Raw genomic sequence first — 19,773 nt, forward strand, 5'->3', positions numbered from 1 at the left:
TCAATAAAAAAGAGGGCAAAAAAATGGCATTTCAAACTCGCGATCCTTCGCAAGCGATCATCACGTCGGTCGGATCGGCGCTCAACGGTGACGTCTTGTTCGATACGTTGCCGGTCATCAGGGGCACGGCTGACGCTGGAAACGTCGTCGAGATTTATGATGGCGTGCGATTTCTCGGCACTACCGTTGCGGCAGCCGACGGTGTCTGGTCGTTCACGCTCGTGATCCCGCTTAAGGCCGGTCTTCACAAGTTCGCCTCCATTGGCGTGGACAGCGAGAACAACCGCGGCGCATCGTCAGAACTGCTGAGCGTCGTGCTCAGCCTGCCAGTGGTTCCGGCGCCGTCAATAACGGGCTTTCTCGATCACGCCGGACTGTCGATTGTATTTGACAGCGCGACGACAGATTCGCATCTGCAAGTGACTGGAACCGGCAGGCCCGCGGACGTGATCACCGTCTTCGATGGCGCGCATCTGATCGGCTCCGCCGTGACGGATAGTGCGGGTGCGTGGTCGCTCACTCCTGCCGTGGCCTTGACCGACGGCACGCATGACTTTCACGCGGTGGCGTCGAATGCAGCGGGGTCACAAAGCGCTCAATCGAACCACGCGGGGATCAGCATTGACACCAGCACGCCCGGGCGGGCAATCATCAACGCGGTCACCGACAATGTGGGTCCCATCCAAGGGCCGGTCGACAGGGGAGGCTTGACGGACGACGCGCTTCCCATCATTAGCGGAACTGGCAAGGCCGGCAATATCATCACCTTGTATGACCAGACCACGTTGCTGGGAACCGCTCATATTGACGCGAACGGAATCTGGTCGATACAACCCGCCAATTCCTTGGCGCCGAGCGTTCATGCGTTGACAGCGATTGAATCCACCAAGGCTGGCACGCAGGGCACACCCTCCGCCATCTTTATCTTTTTCGTGGACACGGCGCATGTTTTATCGGCTCAAGCGTCGGTCTTGCATGACGTGGCGCCTGATGGTCCGCTTGACAGCGGGCACACATCAGGCACGGTGAGCAGCCATCACGTTTTCGATACTGCGCTCGGATTGAAACTCGCGACCACGAAGAGTTCGATAGTTGACCCTGAAATTGGACAGCATGGCGCGCTCAAGCTGTCGCTCGCCGATGTCTTGCCGCCAGCCGAAAGCGGCCTATTTCAGCGCGCAGAGCCTGACCAGGTGAGAGCGCTGGACAAGTCCAGCTTGCACATTGAAGGGCTGGACGAAGCACAATGGCGGCTCGGCGGCATGCCGAAGGATTGCGGGGCCATGCGCGACGACAACGGGCATTTGGTTGTGCAAGTTGACTTGCTGCCGCAATCGGGCGTTGACATTGTGTTTCACTAAAGTGTCAGACGCACGCCGCCATGTCATGGTGTGACATGGCGGCGTCAATCCAGTGACAAAAAAGCGCGAGCATGCTCGCGCTTTTTTGCATCCTAGCAACGGCGCCCTCGATTTACGGGCGCCGAGGCTTCATCGCCTGAACACGCCGAGCAGCAACGTAGCCAGAAAGATCACGATGAAGATGAAGAACAGGATCTTCGCGATTTCGGTTGCGCCGCTCGCGATACCGCCGAAGCCGAAGAATGCCGCGATGATCGCGATGATGAAAAAGATGACAGCGTATCGAAGCATGAAGCCCTCCAAAGGGTCGATTTATCGGATTGATTTGCGCGCTGGCTTTGACGCCCGGCCGCTTTGATTGCTTGAACTGCCATTGTGTCCTGCAGCGCCGATGGTAGAGCAACTCTCATGCCCAATGGGTCACAAATCGTCAACGCGATGTGCGGCACGCAGGACGTCCGTAAAAAAGCCGCACTGCGTTGCGCATGTGCGGCTGATGGAACGCGCCCGAGATGCGCGTAAAAGTGGCGCAGAGATGTTATCGGCGGGGTGTGCCGGTGTCGGGTTCGTCGTCGAGATCGTCTTCGTCGGCGTGATTTAGCGCGTCCGGCAGGTTGTTCTCGAGTTCATCGCGTTCAATCTGATCGGCGAGGTCGAGGGACTTGCGTGTTGCGGGACCGGACGGGCGGTTAGCTCCAGACATGGCGACTCCTTGGGAGATTTCAAAGCCGCGCCAACAAGGCGCGAGTTGATCAGGAAGCAAGCTTCGTACATGCCTGTCGATCCCCGGGTACGGTGGAACGCGCGCAGTTCTTGCCGCTTTGAACGGCTAAAGTTGCAATGAGGCTGCATATTTTGCGCGGCGGCAGGCGAGTCCAGTATGCGCCGCTTAGGAAAAAATAGGCTGAATCCGACAAACCGGATGGTTAAATCCGCGCGAGGATTGCAACGAATGAATCAGTGGCTACACAAACGCGCGTTCCACAATCGGATACAGGGACAGCACGAGCAGCGCAGCCATGGTCCAGTTGAACGCGCGCAACCAGCGCGGTTTCGTGAGCAGCCGGCGCATCGATGTGCCGAACGCCGCCCACAAGATGATGCAGGGCATCCCGACCACGATGAACACGATTGCCATGAGCACGGCGTTCATCGAGATGCTTGAATGCAGATGAATGGTGGTCGCGGCGGTGAGGACCATCATCCAGGCCTTCGGATTGATCCATTGGAACGCGGCGGCTTCGATGAACCGCATGGGCCGGCGCTCGCCGTCGCGGACCTGGACGGCCGAGGAGGTCGCGATCTTCCACGCCAGGTACAACAGGTACGCCACGCTGAGCGTTTCGAGCACGGTGTACGCCCATGCGAAGTGCTCGAACGCCTGCGCAACGCCGAGCCCCGCAAGAATCATCAGGATCGCGACGCCCACGCTGATGCCGAATACATGAGGCATGGTTCGCCGCAATCCAAAGTTGACACCAGATGCAAGCAGCATGGTGTTGTTCGGGCCGGGCGTGATGGAAGTGACGAGCGCGAAGAGCAGGGCGGCGGGCAGCGCGGTCATCAAAGCGGTATTGAGTTGCATGGTGTTCCTGGTCGAGCCTTTCTAAGATCGGTCGCGCCAGTTTATGAGAATGGATCGGTACAGTACCGGTACAGATTGGCGGATCGTTTCCTGTACGGTGTATTGCTGGCTAAACGAGTTGATTTTTGCCGCACTGCAGTGCCGGGCACATTGCTTGCAAAATTTTTTCGATGACCCCGATCAATCGCCTGTCTTTTCCTCGCCGCCCGACGCATGAGCAATGAAGCGTTTTTTCAACCCGGCCGCAATTGCGACAGCGTGCGCCACGCCGATCGCTTTAGCCTGCTGATCGACGGGGCGGACTATTTTCGTGTGCTGCGCGAAGCCATCACGCGCGCGCAACGCACGGTGTTCATTCTGGGCTGGGATATCGACAGCCGCATGAAGCTCACGCCCGAAGGCGCCGACGACGGTTACGCCGACGCTCTCGGTGAATTCCTGCACGACGTCGCGGCGACCAGGAAACGGCTGCGCATCTACATCCTCGCGTGGGATTTCGCGATGCTGTACGCGTTCGAGCGCGAATGGCTGCCGGTCTACAAGATGGGCTGGCGCTCGCACCGGCGCGTGGCGTTCGAGATGGACGGCAAGCATCCAATGGGCGGATCGCACCATCAGAAGGTGGTGGTGATCGACGACAAACTGGCGTTCGTAGGCGGTCTGGATCTCACGCGTTCGCGCTGGGACACGCGCCGGCACGACGCCCAAGACCCGTTGCGCCGCGATGCGAACGGCGAGCCGTATCAGCCATTCCACGACGTCCACACGATGTTCGACGGCGACGCTGCGCGCGCGATGGGCCTGCTTGCGCGCGAACGCTGGCGGCGTGCATGCGGGCGGCGTTTTGCAATCCGCTCGCATCGCGCGATGAGCGGGAGCGATCCCTGGCCGCCGTCGCGCGCGGTGGATCTCGAAGACGTGGATCTTGCCATCTCGCTGACCGAACCCGCATTCGACGGCCGTCCCGGCGTGCGGCAGATTCGCCAGCAGTACCTCGACGCCATCGAACGTGCGCAGCGCAGCATCTATATAGAGAACCAGTATTTCACGGCGGGTTCCATTGGCGCGGCGCTCAAGAGCATGCTCGAAAAGCCCGATGGTCCCGACATCGCCATCGTCGCGCCGCGCATGCAAAGCGGCTGGCTGCAGGAAATGACAATGGGCGTCCTGCGCGCGCGGCTGCACCGCATGCTGGAGGGCGCGGACACGCACGACCGGTATCGGCTGATGTCGCCTGCCGTGCCGGGGCTGGAGACGGGGTGCGTGAACGTGCACAGCAAGCTGATGATCGTGGACGACGACCTGTTGCTCGTGGGATCGGCAAATCTCAACAACCGGTCGATGGTGCTCGACACCGAATGCAACATCGCTATCGACGCCAATGGCGACCCGCGCATCCAGGCCGCGCTCGCCGGCATGCGCAACTCGCTGCTTGCCGAGCATCTCGGCTGCGAGACCGAGGAATTTGCCCGTGCACTTGAAGGGCGCCGCCTGAACGACGCCATCGCGGTGTTGATGAAAGACGCCGCCGAACACCGCACGCTCGAGCGCCTGAACCCGACGGTCGCGCCGGATGTCGATCGGCTGGTGCCGCCCGAAGCGTTGATCGATCCGGAAAAACCGGTCGAAGCCGATCAGCTTGTTGAGCAGTTCGTGCCGGTCGACAAGCCGCACCGGCTGATCGGGCGGTTTGCATTGCTAGGCGTGCTGGCGTTGCTGATTGTGGGATTTGCCGCCGCATGGCACTGGACGCCGCTTGCCGATTACCTGAATCTCGCGGCGCTCTCGCGCCAGACGCGGCGCATCGACACCCTGCCGCTCGCGCCGCTCTGGATTCTGCTGGCTTATGTGCTTGCCGCGGTTGTATCGATACCGGTCACGCTCCTGATTGCAACCACCGGTCTGGTTTTCGGCGCAGCCTGGGGCAGCTTTTATGCGCTCGTGGGCACGCTCGCCGCGGCGGCCGTCACGTATTTGCTGGGCGAATGGCTCGGCCGCGATGTCGTACGCCGCCTGGCCGGCGCGCGCGTGAACAAGCTCAGCGAGCGCGTGGCGAAACGAGGGCTGGTCGCGGTTGTCATCCTGCGCATCTTGCCGGTTGCGCCTTTCACCATCGTGAATCTGGTTGCGGGCGCATCCATGATCGGCCTGCGCGATTTCATGCTTGGCACGCTGATTGGCATGGGACCGGGCATTTTGCTGACGGTCGCGTTCGCGCATCAACTCGTGGCTTCGCTGCGGCATCCGACGGCCATGTCCTTTGCCGTGCTGATCGGAATTGGCGTGGCGCTGGTGGCCGTATCGGTGCTGCTGCAGCGGTTTCTCGGCCGCAAGGAGCGCGCGGAGCACGACGAGCGGCAGCGTGAGCGTGCAGCACGGCCGCCGCATGAGCGTGTTGTCGACGTGGAAGTGCAGGCGTCGAAAGAAGCAATACACGAGGCACGGCAAGCCGGCGAGGTGGACTCATGACGTCGATGCACGAGGTTCGCATCGAACCGCCTTCACTTTCTTCGCGCGGCCTCCGGATCGCCACTTACAACGTGCATGGCGCGGTCGGTGTGGATGGCAAGCTCGCGCCGGAACGCATCGCGGCGGTGCTCGCCGAAATCGACGCCGATATTTTCGCGCTCCAGGAAGTGCCCTTGGGCGGCAGCGCCGCGCCCAATGTGCTCGCGGCCCTTCAGCGCATGACCGGCCTTCACGCGGTCGCAGGCCCGACACTCGATACCCCCGCGCGCCGCTACGGCAATGCGGTGCTGACCCGCTTTCCCGTGCGCGCGGTGCGCACGCTCGATCTGTCGTTCAGGAGCCGCGAACCGCGTGGCGCGCTGGATGCGGATATCGATTGCGCCGGAGAGACGTGGCGCGTGGTGGCGACGCATCTCGGGCTGGCATCGAGTGAAAGGCGCGCGCAAGTCGAGCAGGTGTTGCAACGTTTCGATACGCCGGAACTACCCGTCATTCTTCTTGGCGACCTCAACGAATGGTTTGTGTACGGGCGCACGCTGCGCCGACTGGTATCGCATTTTTATCGCGCGCGTTCTCCGAAGACTTTTCCTACGCGATATCCGTTGTTTGCACTGGACCGGATCTGGGTGCATCCGGGCGAGCGCCTCATGAAGGTCGAGGTACACAAAAGCGCATTGGCGCGGGTGGCGTCGGATCATTATCCGTTGATTGCACATTTATCCGCGCGAGCCTGAAGTGTGAGGTTAAGGCACGAGGTTTGCTACAGCACACCGCTTGCGCTGAACCGTTTACGGTAGAGAAATTGCCAGCGCCCCAACTCCATTTCTGTCGACCTCTTGCCTGACGTTGAGGATCTGATCCCGCGCGTTTCAGGCTTGAACGAGTGAGAGAAGCCTGATGCCCGATCAAGACGAAAAACCCGACCACGACTCCGACCGTTCCGACGATAAAAAGGAAGACCCAAAAAACGATTCCGGCAAGGACAAGAACGAAGGCAAAAGCGACGACAAAGACGACAAGAAGGATCAAGACGGCAAGGACGAGAAAAACGGCAGCAAGAAAAACGGCCTTGGAAAAAAGCCGCTGATCATTCTTGCGATAGTCGTGATCCTGATCATTGTCGCGGGCGTGATCTGGTGGTTCGCGACCCGCAACCAGGTCAGTACCGACGACGCTTACACCGACGGCGATACCGTCACCATCGCGCCGAAAGTATCGGGTTATGTGGTGGTCATGAATCTGGGCGACAACAAGTTCGTCCACAAGAACGATCTCCTGATCAAGATCGATCCTCGCGACTATCAGGCGCAACTCGATCAGGCGAATGCGCAGCTTGGACTTGCAAAGGCCCAGCTCAACGCGGCCGAAGTACAACTGGCCATCGCGAAGGTTCAGTATCCGGCGCAACTCACCCAGGCCAAGGCGCAGGAGCAAAGCGCGCAAGCCAGCCTGACGCAAAGCCGCGCGGCCTATGAGCGCCAGCATTCGGTGGACATTCGCGCAACGTCGCAGCAAAACATCGATACAGCGAACGCGCAGCAACAAAGCGCGCTTGCCAACGTCGCGCAAGCTCGTGCGCAGGTCAAGACGGCAAGCCTCGTGCCGCAGCAGATCAGTCAGGCCCAGGCTACCGTCGATGAACGCCGCGAACAGGTTCATCAGGCAGAAGCGCAAGTCGAAGCGGCCCAGCTCAATCTCTCTTACACCGAATTGCGCGCGCCCGCCGACGGCTGGGTCACCAGACGCAACGTGCAATACGGGACCTTCCTTCAGGCGGGCACGTCCATCTTTTCGCTGGTGACGACGACTGTCTGGATCACCGCGAACTTCAAGGAATCGCAACTCGAGCGCATGCGTCCGGGCGACGCGGTGGATGTGTCCGTCGACGCCTATCCCGACCTGAAATTGCACGGCCATGTCGACAGCATCCAGCTTGGCAGCGGTTCGAAATTCTCGGCATTCCCTGCTGAAAACGCGACGGGCAATTTCGTGAAGATCGTGCAGCGTGTGCCGGTAAAGATTCTGATCGATAACGGCACGCAACCCGACTTGCCGCTGCCGCTCGGTCTTTCGGTCGTGCCGAAGGTGATGCTGAAATGAGCGAGCGTGCCGACTGGAAACCGAAGTCCAATCCATGGCTGATCGCGGTTGTCGTCACGCTTGCGGCGTTCATGGAAGTGCTCGACACAACCATTGTCAACGTCGCGCTGCCGCACATTTCGGGTGCGATGTCGGCAAGCTACGACGAAGCAACGTGGACGCTGACCGCGTATCTGGTGGCAAACGGAATCGTGCTGCCGATCTCCGCGTTTTTCTCGAAACTGCTGGGACGCAAGCGCTATTTCCTGATCTGCATTGCTGCATTCACACTCTGTTCGCTGCTGTGCGGCCTTGCCACGGACCTGTGGCAACTGATCATTTTCCGGGTGCTGCAAGGGTTCTTCGGCGGTGGTTTGCAGCCCAACCAGCAGTCCATCATATTGGACACGTTTCCACCGGAACAACGGGGCCGTGCGTTTTCCATTTCCGCCGTAGCCATCGTCGTCGCGCCCGTGGTCGGACCTACGCTCGGCGGCTGGATTACAGACAACCTCACGTGGCGCTGGGTGTTCCTGATCAACGTGCCCATTGGCGTGATCACCACCATTGCAGTGATGCAGTTTGTGGAAGACCCGCCGTGGGAGCGCAAGCAGGACCGGAAGAAACTCGGGCTGGATTATGTTGGTATCGGCTTGATTGCGCTGGGTCTGGGGTGTCTGCAGGTGTTCCTCGACCGCGGCGAGGACGACGACTGGTTCAAGTCCGGCTTCATCACCACGTTCGCGATCCTCTCGTTGATTGGCATTGTGGGCGCTGTCTTCTGGCTGCTATATGCGAAAAAGCCGGTCGTCGACCTGCGCGTGCTGAAAGACAAGAACTTCGCGCTGAGTTCCATTTGCATGGTCGGCTTCGCCAGCATCCTGTACGGCAGCGCTGTACTCGTGCCGCAACTCGCGCAGCAGCAACTCGGATACACCGCAACGCTCGCGGGCCTCGTGCTGTCGCCCGGCGCAATGATGATCGTTGCGATCATTCCTGTTGTCAGCAAACTCATGCCGATCATACAAACGCGCTTTCTCGTGGCGTTCGGTTTCTTCCTGATGGCCTGTGCATTGTTCTTCTCGCATCACCTTGTGCCGAACATCGACTTCAAGACGCTGACCATCATGCGAAGTTCGCAATCCATCGCAATTGCATTCCTGTTCGTGCCCATCACGACGCTTGCTTACTTGACGCTCAAGCCATCGGAGAATGCGGATGCCTCCGCACTCTTCACCATGTTCCGCAACGTCGCGGGATCCATTGGCATCTCGCTTTCCACCGCGATGATCATAGAGCGCACGCAGGCGAACATGGCGCATATGTCAGTGCATATGACGCCGCTCAGCCAGAACTATAACGATTCCATACAACGCCTCACACACACATTGATGGACATGGGCCAGACAATGCAGCAAGCCATGACGACAGCGACCGGCCTCATGTACAAGCAGTTCATCTCGCAGTCCACCATTCTGGCGTACACCGACGTGTTCGGCGCGGTGGCGATCTTTGCGCTGTGCTTCGTGCCGGTGACGTTGTTCTTTTCGCCGGTAAAAGCCTCGGGCGGCGGGGGAGGGCACTGAGATGAGCAAACGCCTGACTTCGCTGACGCTTGCCACACTATTCATGAGCGCGTGCTCCGTCGGTCCGAATTTCACACAGCCTGATGCAAAAGCGCCTGAGAACTGGCGCGACTTGCAGCGCGTGCAAAACCCGCCGGACGACATGCGCATTCCACACGCCAACGTGCCGACGATCATCGATACAAATGCCGACCCCGACCCGCGATGGTGGCGCGACTTTCACGACGCCACGCTCGACTCGCTGATCGATCGCGCTATTGCGGGAAATCTCGATCTGCAGAGCGCCGTGCTGCGGATCACGGGGGCGCGGGAACAAGCGGTCGCAGCCGGTGCGCAGGGCTTGCCGCAAGTGAGCGCAAACGCGAGCTACATGCGCGAGCAGCTTGGCCTGAAAGGCATACTCGAATCGCAGGGCGCGTTCGACCAGATCAACGCGCTCGGCGCGAACGCACCGCGCGTGCGCAGCGCAATCGATTCGGCGACCGGTCCGGTCAATCTCTTCCAGGATGGCTTCGATGCATCGTGGGAACTCGATCTGTTCGGCCGCGTGCGGCGCTCGGTGGAATCGGCGAATGCGCAGACGCAATCGGCTATCGAAAATCGTAACGACGCGCTTGTCTCGCTCGAGGCCGAAGTCGCGCAGACCTATTCGCAATTGCGGGGCGCGCAGTTGCTCAAGCAGATCACGCTCGCCGAAATCGATTCCGAACAGCAGATCCTCGATTTGACGCGGGAGCAGGCGCGTGTCGGCCTGACGAGTCAAAGCGATGTCCAGAGCGCGACGGCGCAAGTCGGCTCGCTCCAGGCGCAGCTTCCCCAGTTCGATGCACAGATCGCGCAGGCCATGAACGGCCTCGCGGTGCTGACCGGCAGCGCGCCCGGCGCACTCGATGCCGAACTGGAAACGCCCGGCGCCGTGCCGCCCGCGCCGCCGAGCGTGCCGGTTGGTTTGCCGTCGACGCTGGCGCGGCGGCGGCCGGATATCCGTCGTGCGGAAAGCGACCTGCATTCTGCTACGGCTGAAGTCGGCGTGGCGGTCGCGCAGATGTATCCGGATATATCGTTGACGGGCAGCGTGGGGACGCGCGCCACGCGGGCGCGTTATCTCGCGCACTGGTCGAGCCTGTTCTATTCCGTGGGTCCGAGCATTTCGCTGCCGATCTTCGAAGGCGGCGCGTTGCGGGCGAACGTGCGGATCGCGAAATCGCAAGCGGCGGAAGCGGCGCTGCAATACCGGTCGACCGTGCTGAAGGCGCTGCAGGACGTGGATAACGCGCTGGTGTCGTACAGGACGGACCAGGACCGGCGCGAGGCGCTCACGCGAACCGTGGAGGCCAACCGCATCAACCTGCAACTGGCAACGGACAGCTACAGAAAGGGACTGGTCACCTTCATCACGGTGCTCGATGCCGAACGGCAACTCGCTTCGACACGCCAGCAACTCGCGCAATCGACGGTCAGCGTCACAACCGACCTGATAGCGGTGTACAAGGCGCTGGGCGGCGGGTGGGAGCAAGGCGGCACGGGCTGACGCGAAAATTACTTGCGTTGGGCGGCGTGCTGGGTTCTTCTTTGGGTCCTTGTGCGCTGCATGCCCGTCCTGACCTTTACGTTCATGAAGACTTTCCTGCTTTACGTTGTCACCGCCATTGCCGAGATCGTGGGCTGTTATCTTCCGTATCGATGGCTCAAGGAGGACGGCTCGCCGTGGCTCCTCGTGCCGGGTGCGGTGTCGCTGGCGCTGTTCGCGTGGCTTCTCACGCTGCATGCGAGCGCGGCCGGCCGCGTTTATGCGGCGTACGGCGGCGTGTATATCGCGGTCGCGATCATGTGGCTTTGGGCCGTCGAGCGGATTCGTCCGTCGAGCTGGGACTGGGCCGGGATGGCGATCGCGCTGGTCGGCATGGGCGTGATCGCGTTCCAGCCGCGCGGCTAGGGTTTCAGGTTCAGGCTTCCAGCGCCAGCAGCGCGAACGTGGCAAGCCAGTGTTCGCCCATGTAGTCGCCCGCCACATGCGCGAGTCCTGCGCTCAGGTGTTCGTTGGCCGTGGCTTCGAGCACGCCGATTCGCGCGTCGCCGGCTTTCAGCGAGCGCGCAAGCGACCGCTGGCACCACGCGCGGCTGAGATTCAATCCGTCGAGGTGCGCGAGCTTGCCGTCGCTTCTGTCCGTGACCGTGGCAGGCGTGAACAGCGTAGCCGGTTCACGCGCGCCAAGCCGCGGTAGGAACCGGTCGAACCAGCCTTCGAACTCGGTCGCGCTCAACACGCGCCGCATCAACTCGGCTTCCATCAGCGACGACGATAAAAACTCATCGCCGGCCGGTTCCCACGCCTGGCACGCGGCATCGTGGAGATACCAGCGGCGGGCGGTATCGATGATCAACGTCTCGAACGCCGTGTCGCAGACCTGCCGCGCATAACCCGCCGCAAGCGTCAGCGCGAACGCCGTGTTGAAGTGCGTACCCACGCGCAGCGGATACGTGGACTTCGGCAAGAACACCGTGAAGCGTTCCACAAAGGCTTGTGCGAGCGGCTTGAGCGCTTGAGCCCAGCGTTGGCCGTCGGGCGTTTTCATCGATTCGAGCTGGCCAGCAAGGGCGAGCAGCCACGCCCAGCCATAGGGACGCTCGAACCCGCGCGCTTCCGGGCGCTCGAGGTACGCGACTTCGGCGGCAACGTTCGCCGGCGTGAAATGCGCATCGATCAACGCGCGGATTCGAGGTGCTTCCGGCAAATCGGGAAACCGGTCGATGAGCCGTGCGATTAGCCAATACCCGTGAACGCAGGAATGCCAGTCGAAGCTGCCATAGAAGATGGGATGCAGCGCGCGCGGACTCTGGACATCGGCGGCGCTGCCCATCACGTGTTCGAGCTTGTTCGGATATTCGCGCGTGAGATGGCCCAAGGCCAGCGCGGCAAATTTCGATGCAAGGGCGGTGTCGAGCGTCAGGTTCGATGACTGCGGGTTCATGCGGTTCTCCAGAAAAGTCGGGCGTCCGCAATTATGGCAATAGTTGGCGCAGGCGTTGGCCTCGTGTTTTTCGTCTCATCAGGGTAATTCCCAAGCGCTGGCGCGGGGTGCCGCGGCGACCGGTTGTAAGCTTTGGGCGCTTGTGCCGCAACACCTGCTCAATGCGCCGCAAACCGTTGATGCGCCTGAGATCATTGCTGTCAAAAGGAATGACGCGGACCAGCGCTGGGCCCATCCTGACGTCAATCTTTCGCGCCAAATCGTGCTGTAAGCATAAATACGGCTGACTGTCATCCCGCGCCAAGCCGTCCTGCGTCGTATAAACTTGCGCCCGAACGCCTTCAGCGTCATTCGGGGCGTCATCTTATTGACCGGCATTCGTCCGGTTCAAGAGCGGCCGCAAGCCGCCGTTTTCGCCGTTTTCATTACGCGACAGGAGTCCAATCAGCATGGCCGAACTAGCCCTTTCCACATCAGCCGACACCCGGCGTCGCGTTCTTGCGATTGTCGGCGCGTCGTCGGGCAATCTCGTCGAATGGTTCGACTTCTATATTTACTCGTTCCTCGCGCTGTACTTCGCGCCTGCTTTTTTCCCGAGCGGCAATTCGACCACGCAGTTGCTCAACACCGCCGGCGTGTTCGCCGCGGGTTTCCTGATGCGGCCTATCGGCGGCTGGATGTTCGGTCGGATCGCCGATAAACACGGCCGCCGCACGTCCATGATGATCTCCGTGCTGATGATGTGCGCGGGCTCGCTCGTGATCTGCTTCCTGCCGACGTATTCGAGCATTGGCGCATGGGCGCCGTTTTTCCTGTTGATCGCGCGGCTGTTCCAGGGTTTGTCGGTGGGTGGCGAGTACGGCACGAGCGCGACTTACATGAGTGAAGTGGCGCTGCAAGGGCGGCGGGGCTTTTTCGCATCGTTCCAGTACGTGACGCTGATTGGCGGCCAGCTTGCCGCGTTGCTGGTGCTCGTCATACTGCAACAAGTGCTGAGCGCGGAAGAGCTGAAAGCATGGGGATGGCGCATTCCGTTTGGCATCGGTGCGCTTGCGGCGCTGGTCTCGCTGTATCTGCGTAAATCACTCGATGAAACCACGACCGCCGAAACCCGCAAGCTGAAGGAAGCCGGCACGCTGCGCGGCCTCATGCAGCACAAGACCGCGTTTTTGACCGTGCTCGGTTTTACGGCCGGCGGATCGCTGATCTTCTACACGTTCACCACCTACATGCAGAAGTATCTGGTGAACACGGCGGGCATGCACGCCAAGACGGCGAGCAACATCATGACCGCCGCGCTGTTCGTCTACATGATCATGCAGCCGGCTTTCGGCGCGTTGTCGGACCGGATCGGCCGGCGGACGTCGATGATCTGGTTCGGCGCGCTTGCCACGCTCTGCACCGTGCCAATCCTGCATGCGCTGAAAGATGTCACGAGCCCGATCGTGGCGTTCGTGCTGGTCGTGATCGCGCTCGCGATCGTCAGCCTCTACACCTCGATCAGCGGCCTGATCAAGGCCGAGATGTTCCCCGCGGAAGTGCGGGCGCTGGGCGTGGGATTGTCGTATGCAGTGGCGAACGCCGTGTTCGGCGGCTCGGCAGAATATGTGGCGCTGTTTCTGAAATCCGTTGGCAGCGAGTCCACGTTCTATTGGTACGTGACAGCGCTGTGCGCGATTGCGGGAATCGTCTCGTTCCGGATGCGCGATTCGTCGAAGGAAGGCTATTTGCGCGACGTGCCTTGATCGACGTGCCTTGATCGACGTGCCTTAACGAGCGGGTATTGAAGGATTCCGAAGGAAAGCGCCGGGCATCGTTGCCACGGCGCTTTTTTATTTCTCCGGCATGGCTTCGAGTGTGGCTGCCGCGCGGCGAAGCCCTTCGAAGATGCGATCGGAGACTTTGGCGGGGAAACCTTCCGGCAACTGCGCCGCCACTTGCTCGATCACGCGCGGCGTTTCTTCGATCAGGCGGCGGATGATCGGCTCTGCATTGCTGCCGTACGAACACCTTGGCGCCATTGCGTTGAAGTGCCGGCGCTGGATATCGCGAATAGCATAGTGACGATGCTTGCCTGCCACGGCCATCGCCAGTTTCGCCTTGAACCACGACCATTGGCTCGCGCCCTTGCCTTCCACCGGCCAGATCGACATGACGTCGTAGAGCGGCGTCAATCTGAACTGTCCGCGCGGTAGAAGCCGAATGCTGAAATTTTTCGCGTGGCCGTCGGGTGCGGCGAGCAACCAGAAAAGAATCTGCGCGGTCAGCAAGGTTTCGATGTCGTCACTGGCCTCGTTGGATTGCTGGAGCACGCGGGCCAGATCGATCACGCCCGGACCGCCTTCGTTCTCGTATTTCTTGTGCGAAGGCAGCCCCATCACCTGACAGAAATCTTCTTGCGGAAGCCGCAGCAGCCATTTGCCGCTCGAATGCATCTGGCGATCAAAGCGCTTCACGCTCAGCACGCGCTGCTTGCCGAATGTCTCGATACTCGTTTCAGCGACCGGCAAACCGTACGCGCGCAATAGATGCATGCACAGCCATTCGTTCTCGATGGATGTTGTCAGATCCGCGCGCCGGTTTCCAACCAGGCCGAGCGGAAGCTTCAGGATATGCGTGGTTGGCGTCGCGCCATGGGGTTTCATCCACTGGCCTTCGTGCCAGAGCAGCGCGGTCTTTTCCTGCGCGCCGGCAAGCGAGATCCGGAAATCGTCTTCGTCGTCCTGAGCACCGAAAGTGAAGCTGCCCGCTGTCTGGGTCAGCAAGGCATCGATCTCAGGTTCGGTCAGCGGCGTTCCATCGATTTGTTCAACGCCGACCGGTTCTTCATCGATGCCCAGAAGCTGGACCGCGCCCACACAATCACGCCCGATTGCCTGCAGCAGATCGAACGTATCGAGCGTCCCGGTCCGGAAACGCCGGCCGATGCGTTGCCGGATGGCTTCACTGTCGGGCAGCAGGTTATCGAAGTAGTTCAGCACGCGCTCGCCCTTGAGCGGGGCGTTGTCGATTGGGATGGGAAGCGAAAGCGACAACGGCCGGCCGATGTTGGACGTGGTCCAGGCCGGGTCGTACTCGAACTCCATGGGCCCGCGAGTGGGAATCCGCCAGACGCCCACGCGCACGCCGTTGGCCCATACGGACAACGCCCGGGAATGCGCCTTGCGCCCGGTCGTTACCATTCCGGTGTGGAATCGAAAGATGGTTCAGGGGTGGCGTCCCTGTCCTGCACTTGCAGTTGCAGGCCGTACGCGCCGAAAAGCGCAAGCAGCTGGTCAAGCGTCAGTGCGCCTGAATTTCCTTCGAGCGTTGAGATGCGGCTTTGGCTTACGCCAATACGCATGGCGGCTTCAGCCTGAGTAAGGCCTGCGCGCCGTCTTCCCGCTGCCATGATTTCGCCCAGTTGGTGAGGTGTAGCGATAGTCTGCCGCATGGCTATTTATCTGTGACACGAATAAAGAAATTTTATTCGTGTCACAGATAAACGTCAAATATTCGTTTAACGAATAAAAGCAAAATATCTCTGATGCGAATAATTGCAATTTATTTGTATTGCAGATATCAGCAAGATGGCATGGATGCGTCGTGTGCATGGCGAATGGCGGGACTCAGGAAGCACCAGCCGCGGAAAATCCGTCAAATTGACCGGTTTTCGATGATTCCGCGGGTTTTCACGCTTCTTCAGACAAAACGCAGGTTATTGAGATGACGGTAAGATGCGGTCAGATGCCCACCCGGCGACGCCATCGACCATGATGCGGCGCGCCGTTGCAAGGACGGGCTCGCCAGGACCCGAGCGTCGAGCGCATGTGCCCCGCTGCGCGACGCTTGCGAGTCCGTCTGCTTGGAGACTAGCCCATGGAAGATTTCGATGAAACGTTGTACGTTGTGTGGCGAGCCAACTTGAACGTGCTGGCGGGTTCTCCCGCTGGCGGTGCGCGGATTGCGCGCATGATGAGTTTTTCGCCGTCGCACATGAAGCTGATCCTGGCCGGCAGGCGCGATTTCAGCGAAGAGTTTATCCGCGGCGTGGAAACGGTGACCGGCCTGCCGCCGCGCTGGATGGACGACCGCCACGACCGGCGCGACATTCCGCCTGAAACGCAACGCGCGATGGATGAAGAAGCGCCTGCCGCGATTTTTCGCGGCAATGCGCATCCGGCGCCCAAACGGCCCGTACTGCGTGGACCTGAACCGCTGCTGTCGCAGACAGAAGCGACCCGGCGCATTGCCGACCAGGCATTGCAGCAAGGCGAGACGTTACGCCGCGACCAGATTTTCAGGCGCAACCGCGATCTGCTTCTCACCGACTTGCGTCGCGTGGAGCGGCAATTGTCCATGGTGCAACTCGAGAACATCAATGCGCGAGCGGAGGACCTGCGTGCGTCGGGCAAGCTGGATGATCCCGTACGCGCCGATCTTGCGGGGCGTATCGAGCAGATCGACAAACACCGGGCAATGCTTATGCAGCACGTCGAAAAACTGGCGACGCTGTTGACCGGTCTCGAAGATTAGCGCCCTGCTATTGCGACGGATTTTTGTGCGGCCCGGAGTCGTGATCCACCGAAATGGCGACCGGGTCGCTTGCGGGGAAGCTGTCATCGAGCGCTTCGTCAAGCGCCGCCTCTCTATTGTCGGCGTCCGGGGGCGTTTGATCCGGCTCTCGATTCGGTTTTGCTTTCGGTTGCGACATGACGGCTCCTAGTGTGAACCAGCAGGGTTTCACTATAGCGGTTCTGTCACGCCATGCACTGCGCGATAAGCCGTCGGCCGCACGCCCGTCCACTTCTTGAACGCACGGCGAAACGCGCTCGGTTCGGCGAACCCGAGCGCATGCGAGATTTCCGCGATGGTCTCGGCCGTATCGGCGAGACGTGCAATGGCGAGATCCCGCCGCAATGCATCGCGAATGGTTTGATAAGTCGTGCCCTCCTGCCTGAGACGCCGGCGCAGCGTGGCTTCAGCCATGTTCAGCGTTGCCGCGAGCCGCTCGCTATCCGGCCAGTCGCCGGGCGGTGTTTCCCGCAATTCACGACGAATCCGCGCCGCAAGCGAATCCGTATTGCGATACTTCACGATGAAATTCGCGGGCGCTTCACGCAGGAAGACCTTGAGCGTGGCGCTTGTCTGGACCGGCCTCAAGCGCGCGCAATCCGGCGCGAGATCAACGTACGACACAGCTTGCCCAAAGCGCATGTCGTCGCAGAACATCAGCCGGTACTCGTCGGCGGCGCGCGGTTCGGGGCAGCGCAAACTTGCGGCGAGGATGGGAATACGCCGCCCCAGGAGCCAGCACAACAGGCCGTAGATCATGATGAACGCGGTCGCGTAGGCGAACATCGGACGCGGAGTGTTGCTGTTGGAATCGACGAGGCGGATCCTTACGTGCGTCGCGCCGACTTCGAACTCGCAGCGCAAGTCGTCCAGCACCAGCCGCAAGAACCCGGCAATGCGTGCGAGCGCTTGAGCGCCATCGCGCGAATCGAGCGCGGCGTGACAGAGGAGCGCGAAGCTGCCTCGGCGCATTGGATGACTGTCCTGGCCGAAGAATTCGTCGTCGAGCGCGTCGGCAATGGCGCTCCACAGGCGCCCGTATTGCGCCGCCGACACGCGCGCGAGCGGCGCCGCGAGCGCTGCGCTCTGAATGCCCGCTTGTTCAAGCAACGCACTGCGCGGGAGTCCGCGACGCCCGGCGCAACGCAGGGCTTCTTCGACGAAATCAACCGCGATGGTCCCGCGTTCACCGCTTTCGCGGCGCGGCGTCCTGGACGCGGACGGCGCCATGGCACCCTGCGCGCGCGAATCTTTTAGCCGTGGTTTTTCCGTGGTTCGGGTAGTCACTGGTGGCAAAATCGCTCAGGAAGCTTGATCGTTTCAGGCATCGCCGGGGCAGATTGCAGCGCCTACACTCCGGGGCGATGGCGCGGCATTTCAAGCGCGCGCTTTTCCAAGTATTCCACACGAGCCAGACCGCCATGATCGACAGTTTCCTCACCGATGACCAACGCATGATCCGCGACGCCGCGCGCGACTTCGCCACCGAGGTGCTTGCGCCGCACGCGGGTGAATGGGACCGCGCCGCGCGTCTGCCCGACGAGGTCGTGCGGCAACTCGGCGAACTCGGACTGCTGGGCATGATCGTTCCGGCGGAATGGGGCGGTACGTTCAGCGACTATGTGGCGTACGCGCTCGCCATTGAAGAGATCGCGGCCGGATGTGCGTCATGCTCAACGTTGATGGCCGTGCACAACTCGGTGGGTTGCGGTCCCATACTCGCATTCGGCACCGACGCGCAGAAAGCCGAGTATCTGCCGAAACTGGCAACCGGGGAGATGATCGGCGCGTTTTGCCTGACTGAGCCGCAGGCTGGATCGGAAGCGAACAACCTGAAGACGCGCGCGGTCGAACGGGATGGCCAGTGGGTGTTGTCGGGCGCGAAGCAGTTCACTACCAACGGCGCGCGCGCCGGCATGGCGATTGTCTTTGCGGTTACGGATCCGGAACTTGGAAAGAAAGGCTTGTCGGCGTTTATCGTGCCGGCGGACACACCCGGTTTCAACGTCGGCCGGCCCGAACACAAGATGGGCATCCGCGCCTCCGATACCTGCCCGATAACCCTCGACGACTGCACGATTCCCGCGGCCAACCTGCTGGGGGCGCGTGGCGAGGGCCTGAAGATCGCGCTGGCGAATCTGGAAGGAGGCCGCATTGGTATTGCCGCGCAGGCGGTGGGTATTGCGCGTGCCGCGTTCGACGCCGCTCGGACTTATTCGCATGAGCGGGTCCAATTCGGCAAGCCGATCAAGGACCATCAGTCGGTCGCCAATTTTCTCGCCGATATGCAGACCAGCCTCAACGCCGCTCGCCTCCTGGTGCTGCATGCAGCGCGCATGCGTACCGAGGGCTTGCCGTGTTTGAGCGAGGCTTCGCAAGCGAAGCTGTTTGCATCGGAGATGGCGGAGCGTGTTTGCTCGCAAGCCATCCAGATTCATGGGGGGTATGGCTATCTGGAGGACTATCCGGTAGAACGCCATTACCGCGATGCGCGTATCACGCAGATCTACGAAGGCACGAGCGAAGTGCAGCGCATGGTAATAGCGCGGCAACTTTGAATGACCGGGAAATTCGGAACTTCGTTCTTTGGTCTCCCGGAAATGCTCACCGTGGACTCCCGTGAAAGCTCACTGTCGACACCCGGCTCACTCCCGTACATCCTCACCGGTCACTTCCCGCAGACCCTCACCTTTGTGCTTGATATGTAAGCCATGTCAGCCAAAAAACCCCGCGCCGTGGACGGACGCGGGGTTTTGGCGCTCCGCGATTAACAGTTACGGACGGTTGTAATCGGCGGGATTTGCCGCTGCCGCCACAGGTGCTCCCGACGCCGACGTGCCGCTCACCGACGGACCGTAGCTGCCTTGCGCAACACCGTCTTGCGCAGCAACCCGTCTTTCGGCTGCCTGAATATTCGCCGGATATTGCGTGCGATCCGATGCCGGGTTGTAGCCCGCCTGTTCCAGCTGAACCAGCTCGCCGCGAACCTGGGCGCGCGTGACCGCGTTGTTGCTCTGAGCAAACGCGAAGCTCGGTGCAGCCAATGCAGAAGCGATGACAACTGCAGGGATAAGTGCCTTGAACATGGTGAATCTCCAGTCTGGTTATCGACTACGAAGCGTGCGTCGCCGGTGCTCCGATGAACTGAGGCTTGATCGGCATCGCCT

The 19,773-nt window shown here is 61.0% G+C and carries 19 protein-coding genes; 10 read left to right on the plus strand and 9 right to left on the minus strand.

All coding sequences use genetic code 11. From position 1 onward, the window contains the following. Positions 1-23: 23 nt before the first annotated feature. Positions 24-1,361: an Ig-like domain-containing protein gene (locus AWB64_RS10205; protein ID WP_060818586.1), complete on the plus strand. Its 1,338-nt coding sequence runs from the start codon at positions 24-26 to the stop codon at positions 1,359-1,361. Between the two features lie 129 nt (positions 1,362-1,490). On the opposite strand, the gene AWB64_RS30835 is transcribed toward AWB64_RS10205, so the two are convergent. The 3 genes from AWB64_RS30835 to AWB64_RS10210 form a co-directional block, all read right to left on the minus strand. Then, the gene (locus AWB64_RS30835; protein WP_031363615.1) at positions 1,491-1,652 is read right to left on the minus strand and encodes a DUF1328 family protein; all 162 of its coding nucleotides are present in this window, start codon (positions 1,650-1,652) and stop codon (positions 1,491-1,493) included. A gap of 247 nt (positions 1,653-1,899) precedes the next feature. Next, positions 1,900-2,064 (minus strand): hypothetical protein, encoded by a 165-nt coding sequence (locus AWB64_RS31540; protein ID WP_157766605.1) that lies wholly within the window; start codon positions 2,062-2,064, stop codon positions 1,900-1,902. Positions 2,065-2,325: 261 nt separating this feature from the next. Then, positions 2,326-2,946, minus strand: a complete 621-nt coding sequence (locus AWB64_RS10210; protein WP_060818587.1) for a LysE family translocator — start codon at positions 2,944-2,946, stop codon at positions 2,326-2,328. A gap of 213 nt (positions 2,947-3,159) precedes the next feature. Here AWB64_RS10210 and AWB64_RS10215 point away from each other — a divergent pair, with 213 nt between their 5' ends. The 6 genes from AWB64_RS10215 to AWB64_RS10240 all read left to right on the plus strand — a co-directional run bounded on the left by AWB64_RS10215 (position 3,160) and on the right by AWB64_RS10240 (position 11,016). Beyond that, positions 3,160-5,415 (plus strand): VTT domain-containing protein, encoded by a 2,256-nt coding sequence (locus tag AWB64_RS10215; RefSeq protein WP_082850425.1) that lies wholly within the window; start codon positions 3,160-3,162, stop codon positions 5,413-5,415. Beyond that, complete coding sequence (locus AWB64_RS10220) at positions 5,412-6,149, plus strand: endonuclease/exonuclease/phosphatase family protein (protein WP_060818588.1); 738 nt, start codon at positions 5,412-5,414, stop codon at positions 6,147-6,149. Before AWB64_RS10215 ends, AWB64_RS10220 begins: the two co-directional genes overlap by 4 nt. 163 nt (positions 6,150-6,312) lie before the next feature. Then, positions 6,313-7,515: an HlyD family secretion protein gene (locus tag AWB64_RS10225; RefSeq protein ID WP_060818589.1), complete on the plus strand. Its 1,203-nt coding sequence runs from the start codon at positions 6,313-6,315 to the stop codon at positions 7,513-7,515. Continuing rightward, the gene (locus tag AWB64_RS10230; RefSeq protein WP_060818590.1) at positions 7,512-9,080 is read left to right on the plus strand and encodes a DHA2 family efflux MFS transporter permease subunit; all 1,569 of its coding nucleotides are present in this window, start codon (positions 7,512-7,514) and stop codon (positions 9,078-9,080) included. Before AWB64_RS10225 ends, AWB64_RS10230 begins: the two co-directional genes overlap by 4 nt. A 1-nt stretch (position 9,081) precedes the next feature. Then, positions 9,082-10,611, plus strand: coding sequence for an efflux transporter outer membrane subunit (locus tag AWB64_RS10235; protein ID WP_060818591.1), 1,530 nt, complete (start codon positions 9,082-9,084; stop codon positions 10,609-10,611). 84 nt (positions 10,612-10,695) lie between these two features. Continuing rightward, positions 10,696-11,016 (plus strand): YnfA family protein, encoded by a 321-nt coding sequence (locus AWB64_RS10240; protein ID WP_060818768.1) that lies wholly within the window; start codon positions 10,696-10,698, stop codon positions 11,014-11,016. A 10-nt stretch (positions 11,017-11,026) separates the two neighbouring features. Here AWB64_RS10240 and AWB64_RS10245 read toward each other — a convergent pair whose 3' ends face one another. Beyond that, entirely contained in the window at positions 11,027-12,052 is a 1,026-nt protein-coding gene (locus tag AWB64_RS10245; protein ID WP_060818592.1) for a DUF2891 domain-containing protein, read from the minus strand. Between the two features lie 449 nt (positions 12,053-12,501). Here AWB64_RS10245 and AWB64_RS10255 point away from each other — a divergent pair, with 449 nt between their 5' ends. After that, positions 12,502-13,797, plus strand: coding sequence for an MFS family transporter (locus AWB64_RS10255; protein ID WP_060818594.1), 1,296 nt, complete (start codon positions 12,502-12,504; stop codon positions 13,795-13,797). An 87-nt stretch (positions 13,798-13,884) separates the two neighbouring features. Here AWB64_RS10255 and AWB64_RS10260 read toward each other — a convergent pair whose 3' ends face one another. Both AWB64_RS10260 and AWB64_RS10265 read right to left on the minus strand, forming a co-directional pair. Beyond that, positions 13,885-15,234, minus strand: coding sequence for a type II toxin-antitoxin system HipA family toxin (locus AWB64_RS10260; protein ID WP_060818595.1), 1,350 nt, complete (start codon positions 15,232-15,234; stop codon positions 13,885-13,887). After that, complete coding sequence (locus AWB64_RS10265) at positions 15,228-15,485, minus strand: helix-turn-helix domain-containing protein (protein ID WP_060818596.1); 258 nt, start codon at positions 15,483-15,485, stop codon at positions 15,228-15,230. Before AWB64_RS10265 ends, AWB64_RS10260 begins: the two co-directional genes overlap by 7 nt. A 425-nt stretch (positions 15,486-15,910) precedes the next feature. On the opposite strand from AWB64_RS10265, the gene AWB64_RS10270 reads away from it, so the two are divergent. Further along, positions 15,911-16,567 carry a hypothetical protein gene (locus AWB64_RS10270; protein WP_060818597.1) on the plus strand — a complete coding sequence of 219 codons (657 nt, stop codon included), beginning with the start codon at positions 15,911-15,913 and terminating at the stop codon, positions 16,565-16,567. Positions 16,568-16,574: 7 nt separating this feature from the next. Here AWB64_RS10270 and AWB64_RS31910 read toward each other — a convergent pair whose 3' ends face one another. Together AWB64_RS31910 and AWB64_RS10275 are read right to left on the minus strand one after the other, a co-directional pair. Continuing rightward, a complete protein-coding gene (locus tag AWB64_RS31910) occupies positions 16,575-16,745 on the minus strand; it encodes a hypothetical protein (protein WP_167353912.1) in 171 nt (56 codons plus the stop codon). A gap of 32 nt (positions 16,746-16,777) precedes the next feature. Continuing rightward, the gene (locus AWB64_RS10275) at positions 16,778-17,836 is read right to left on the minus strand and encodes an AraC family transcriptional regulator (RefSeq protein WP_060818598.1); all 1,059 of its coding nucleotides are present in this window, start codon (positions 17,834-17,836) and stop codon (positions 16,778-16,780) included. Between the two features lie 194 nt (positions 17,837-18,030). Between AWB64_RS10275 and AWB64_RS10280 the strand changes: the two genes are divergently transcribed. After that, entirely contained in the window at positions 18,031-19,164 is a 1,134-nt protein-coding gene (locus AWB64_RS10280) for an acyl-CoA dehydrogenase (protein ID WP_060818770.1), read from the plus strand. 216 nt (positions 19,165-19,380) lie between these two features. Here AWB64_RS10280 and AWB64_RS10285 read toward each other — a convergent pair whose 3' ends face one another. Beyond that, a complete protein-coding gene (locus AWB64_RS10285) occupies positions 19,381-19,692 on the minus strand; it encodes a DUF4148 domain-containing protein (RefSeq protein ID WP_060818599.1) in 312 nt (103 codons plus the stop codon). Between the last annotated feature and the right edge of the window lie 81 nt (positions 19,693-19,773).

Origin of the sequence: Caballeronia sordidicola, assembly GCF_001544455.2 — a bacterium.
GTDB classification, from domain to species: Bacteria; Pseudomonadota; Gammaproteobacteria; order Burkholderiales; family Burkholderiaceae; genus Caballeronia; species Caballeronia sordidicola.

Excerpts from the sequence above, each read along its gene's own strand:
- AWB64_RS10205 (WP_060818586.1), top strand. The coding sequence starts at position 24 with ATGGCATTTCAAACTCGCGATCCTTCGCAAGCGATCATCACGTCGGTC.
- AWB64_RS30835 (WP_031363615.1), bottom strand. The coding sequence starts at position 1,652 with ATGCTTCGATACGCTGTCATCTTTTTCATCATCGCGATCATCGCGGCA.
- AWB64_RS31540 (WP_157766605.1), bottom strand. The coding sequence starts at position 2,064 with ATGTCTGGAGCTAACCGCCCGTCCGGTCCCGCAACACGCAAGTCCCTC.
- AWB64_RS10210 (WP_060818587.1), bottom strand. The coding sequence starts at position 2,946 with ATGCAACTCAATACCGCTTTGATGACCGCGCTGCCCGCCGCCCTGCTC.
- AWB64_RS10215 (WP_082850425.1), top strand. The coding sequence starts at position 3,160 with ATGAGCAATGAAGCGTTTTTTCAACCCGGCCGCAATTGCGACAGCGTG.
- AWB64_RS10220 (WP_060818588.1), top strand. The coding sequence starts at position 5,412 with ATGACGTCGATGCACGAGGTTCGCATCGAACCGCCTTCACTTTCTTCG.
- AWB64_RS10225 (WP_060818589.1), top strand. The coding sequence starts at position 6,313 with ATGCCCGATCAAGACGAAAAACCCGACCACGACTCCGACCGTTCCGAC.
- AWB64_RS10230 (WP_060818590.1), top strand. The coding sequence starts at position 7,512 with ATGAGCGAGCGTGCCGACTGGAAACCGAAGTCCAATCCATGGCTGATC.
- AWB64_RS10235 (WP_060818591.1), top strand. The coding sequence starts at position 9,082 with ATGAGCAAACGCCTGACTTCGCTGACGCTTGCCACACTATTCATGAGC.
- AWB64_RS10240 (WP_060818768.1), top strand. The coding sequence starts at position 10,696 with ATGAAGACTTTCCTGCTTTACGTTGTCACCGCCATTGCCGAGATCGTG.
- AWB64_RS10245 (WP_060818592.1), bottom strand. The coding sequence starts at position 12,052 with ATGAACCCGCAGTCATCGAACCTGACGCTCGACACCGCCCTTGCATCG.
- AWB64_RS10255 (WP_060818594.1), top strand. The coding sequence starts at position 12,502 with ATGGCCGAACTAGCCCTTTCCACATCAGCCGACACCCGGCGTCGCGTT.
- AWB64_RS10260 (WP_060818595.1), bottom strand. The coding sequence starts at position 15,234 with ATGGTAACGACCGGGCGCAAGGCGCATTCCCGGGCGTTGTCCGTATGG.
- AWB64_RS10265 (WP_060818596.1), bottom strand. The coding sequence starts at position 15,485 with ATGCGGCAGACTATCGCTACACCTCACCAACTGGGCGAAATCATGGCA.
- AWB64_RS10270 (WP_060818597.1), top strand. The coding sequence starts at position 15,911 with ATGGAAGATTTCGATGAAACGTTGTACGTTGTGTGGCGAGCCAACTTG.
- AWB64_RS31910 (WP_167353912.1), bottom strand. The coding sequence starts at position 16,745 with ATGTCGCAACCGAAAGCAAAACCGAATCGAGAGCCGGATCAAACGCCC.
- AWB64_RS10275 (WP_060818598.1), bottom strand. The coding sequence starts at position 17,836 with ATGGCGCCGTCCGCGTCCAGGACGCCGCGCCGCGAAAGCGGTGAACGC.
- AWB64_RS10285 (WP_060818599.1), bottom strand. The coding sequence starts at position 19,692 with ATGTTCAAGGCACTTATCCCTGCAGTTGTCATCGCTTCTGCATTGGCT.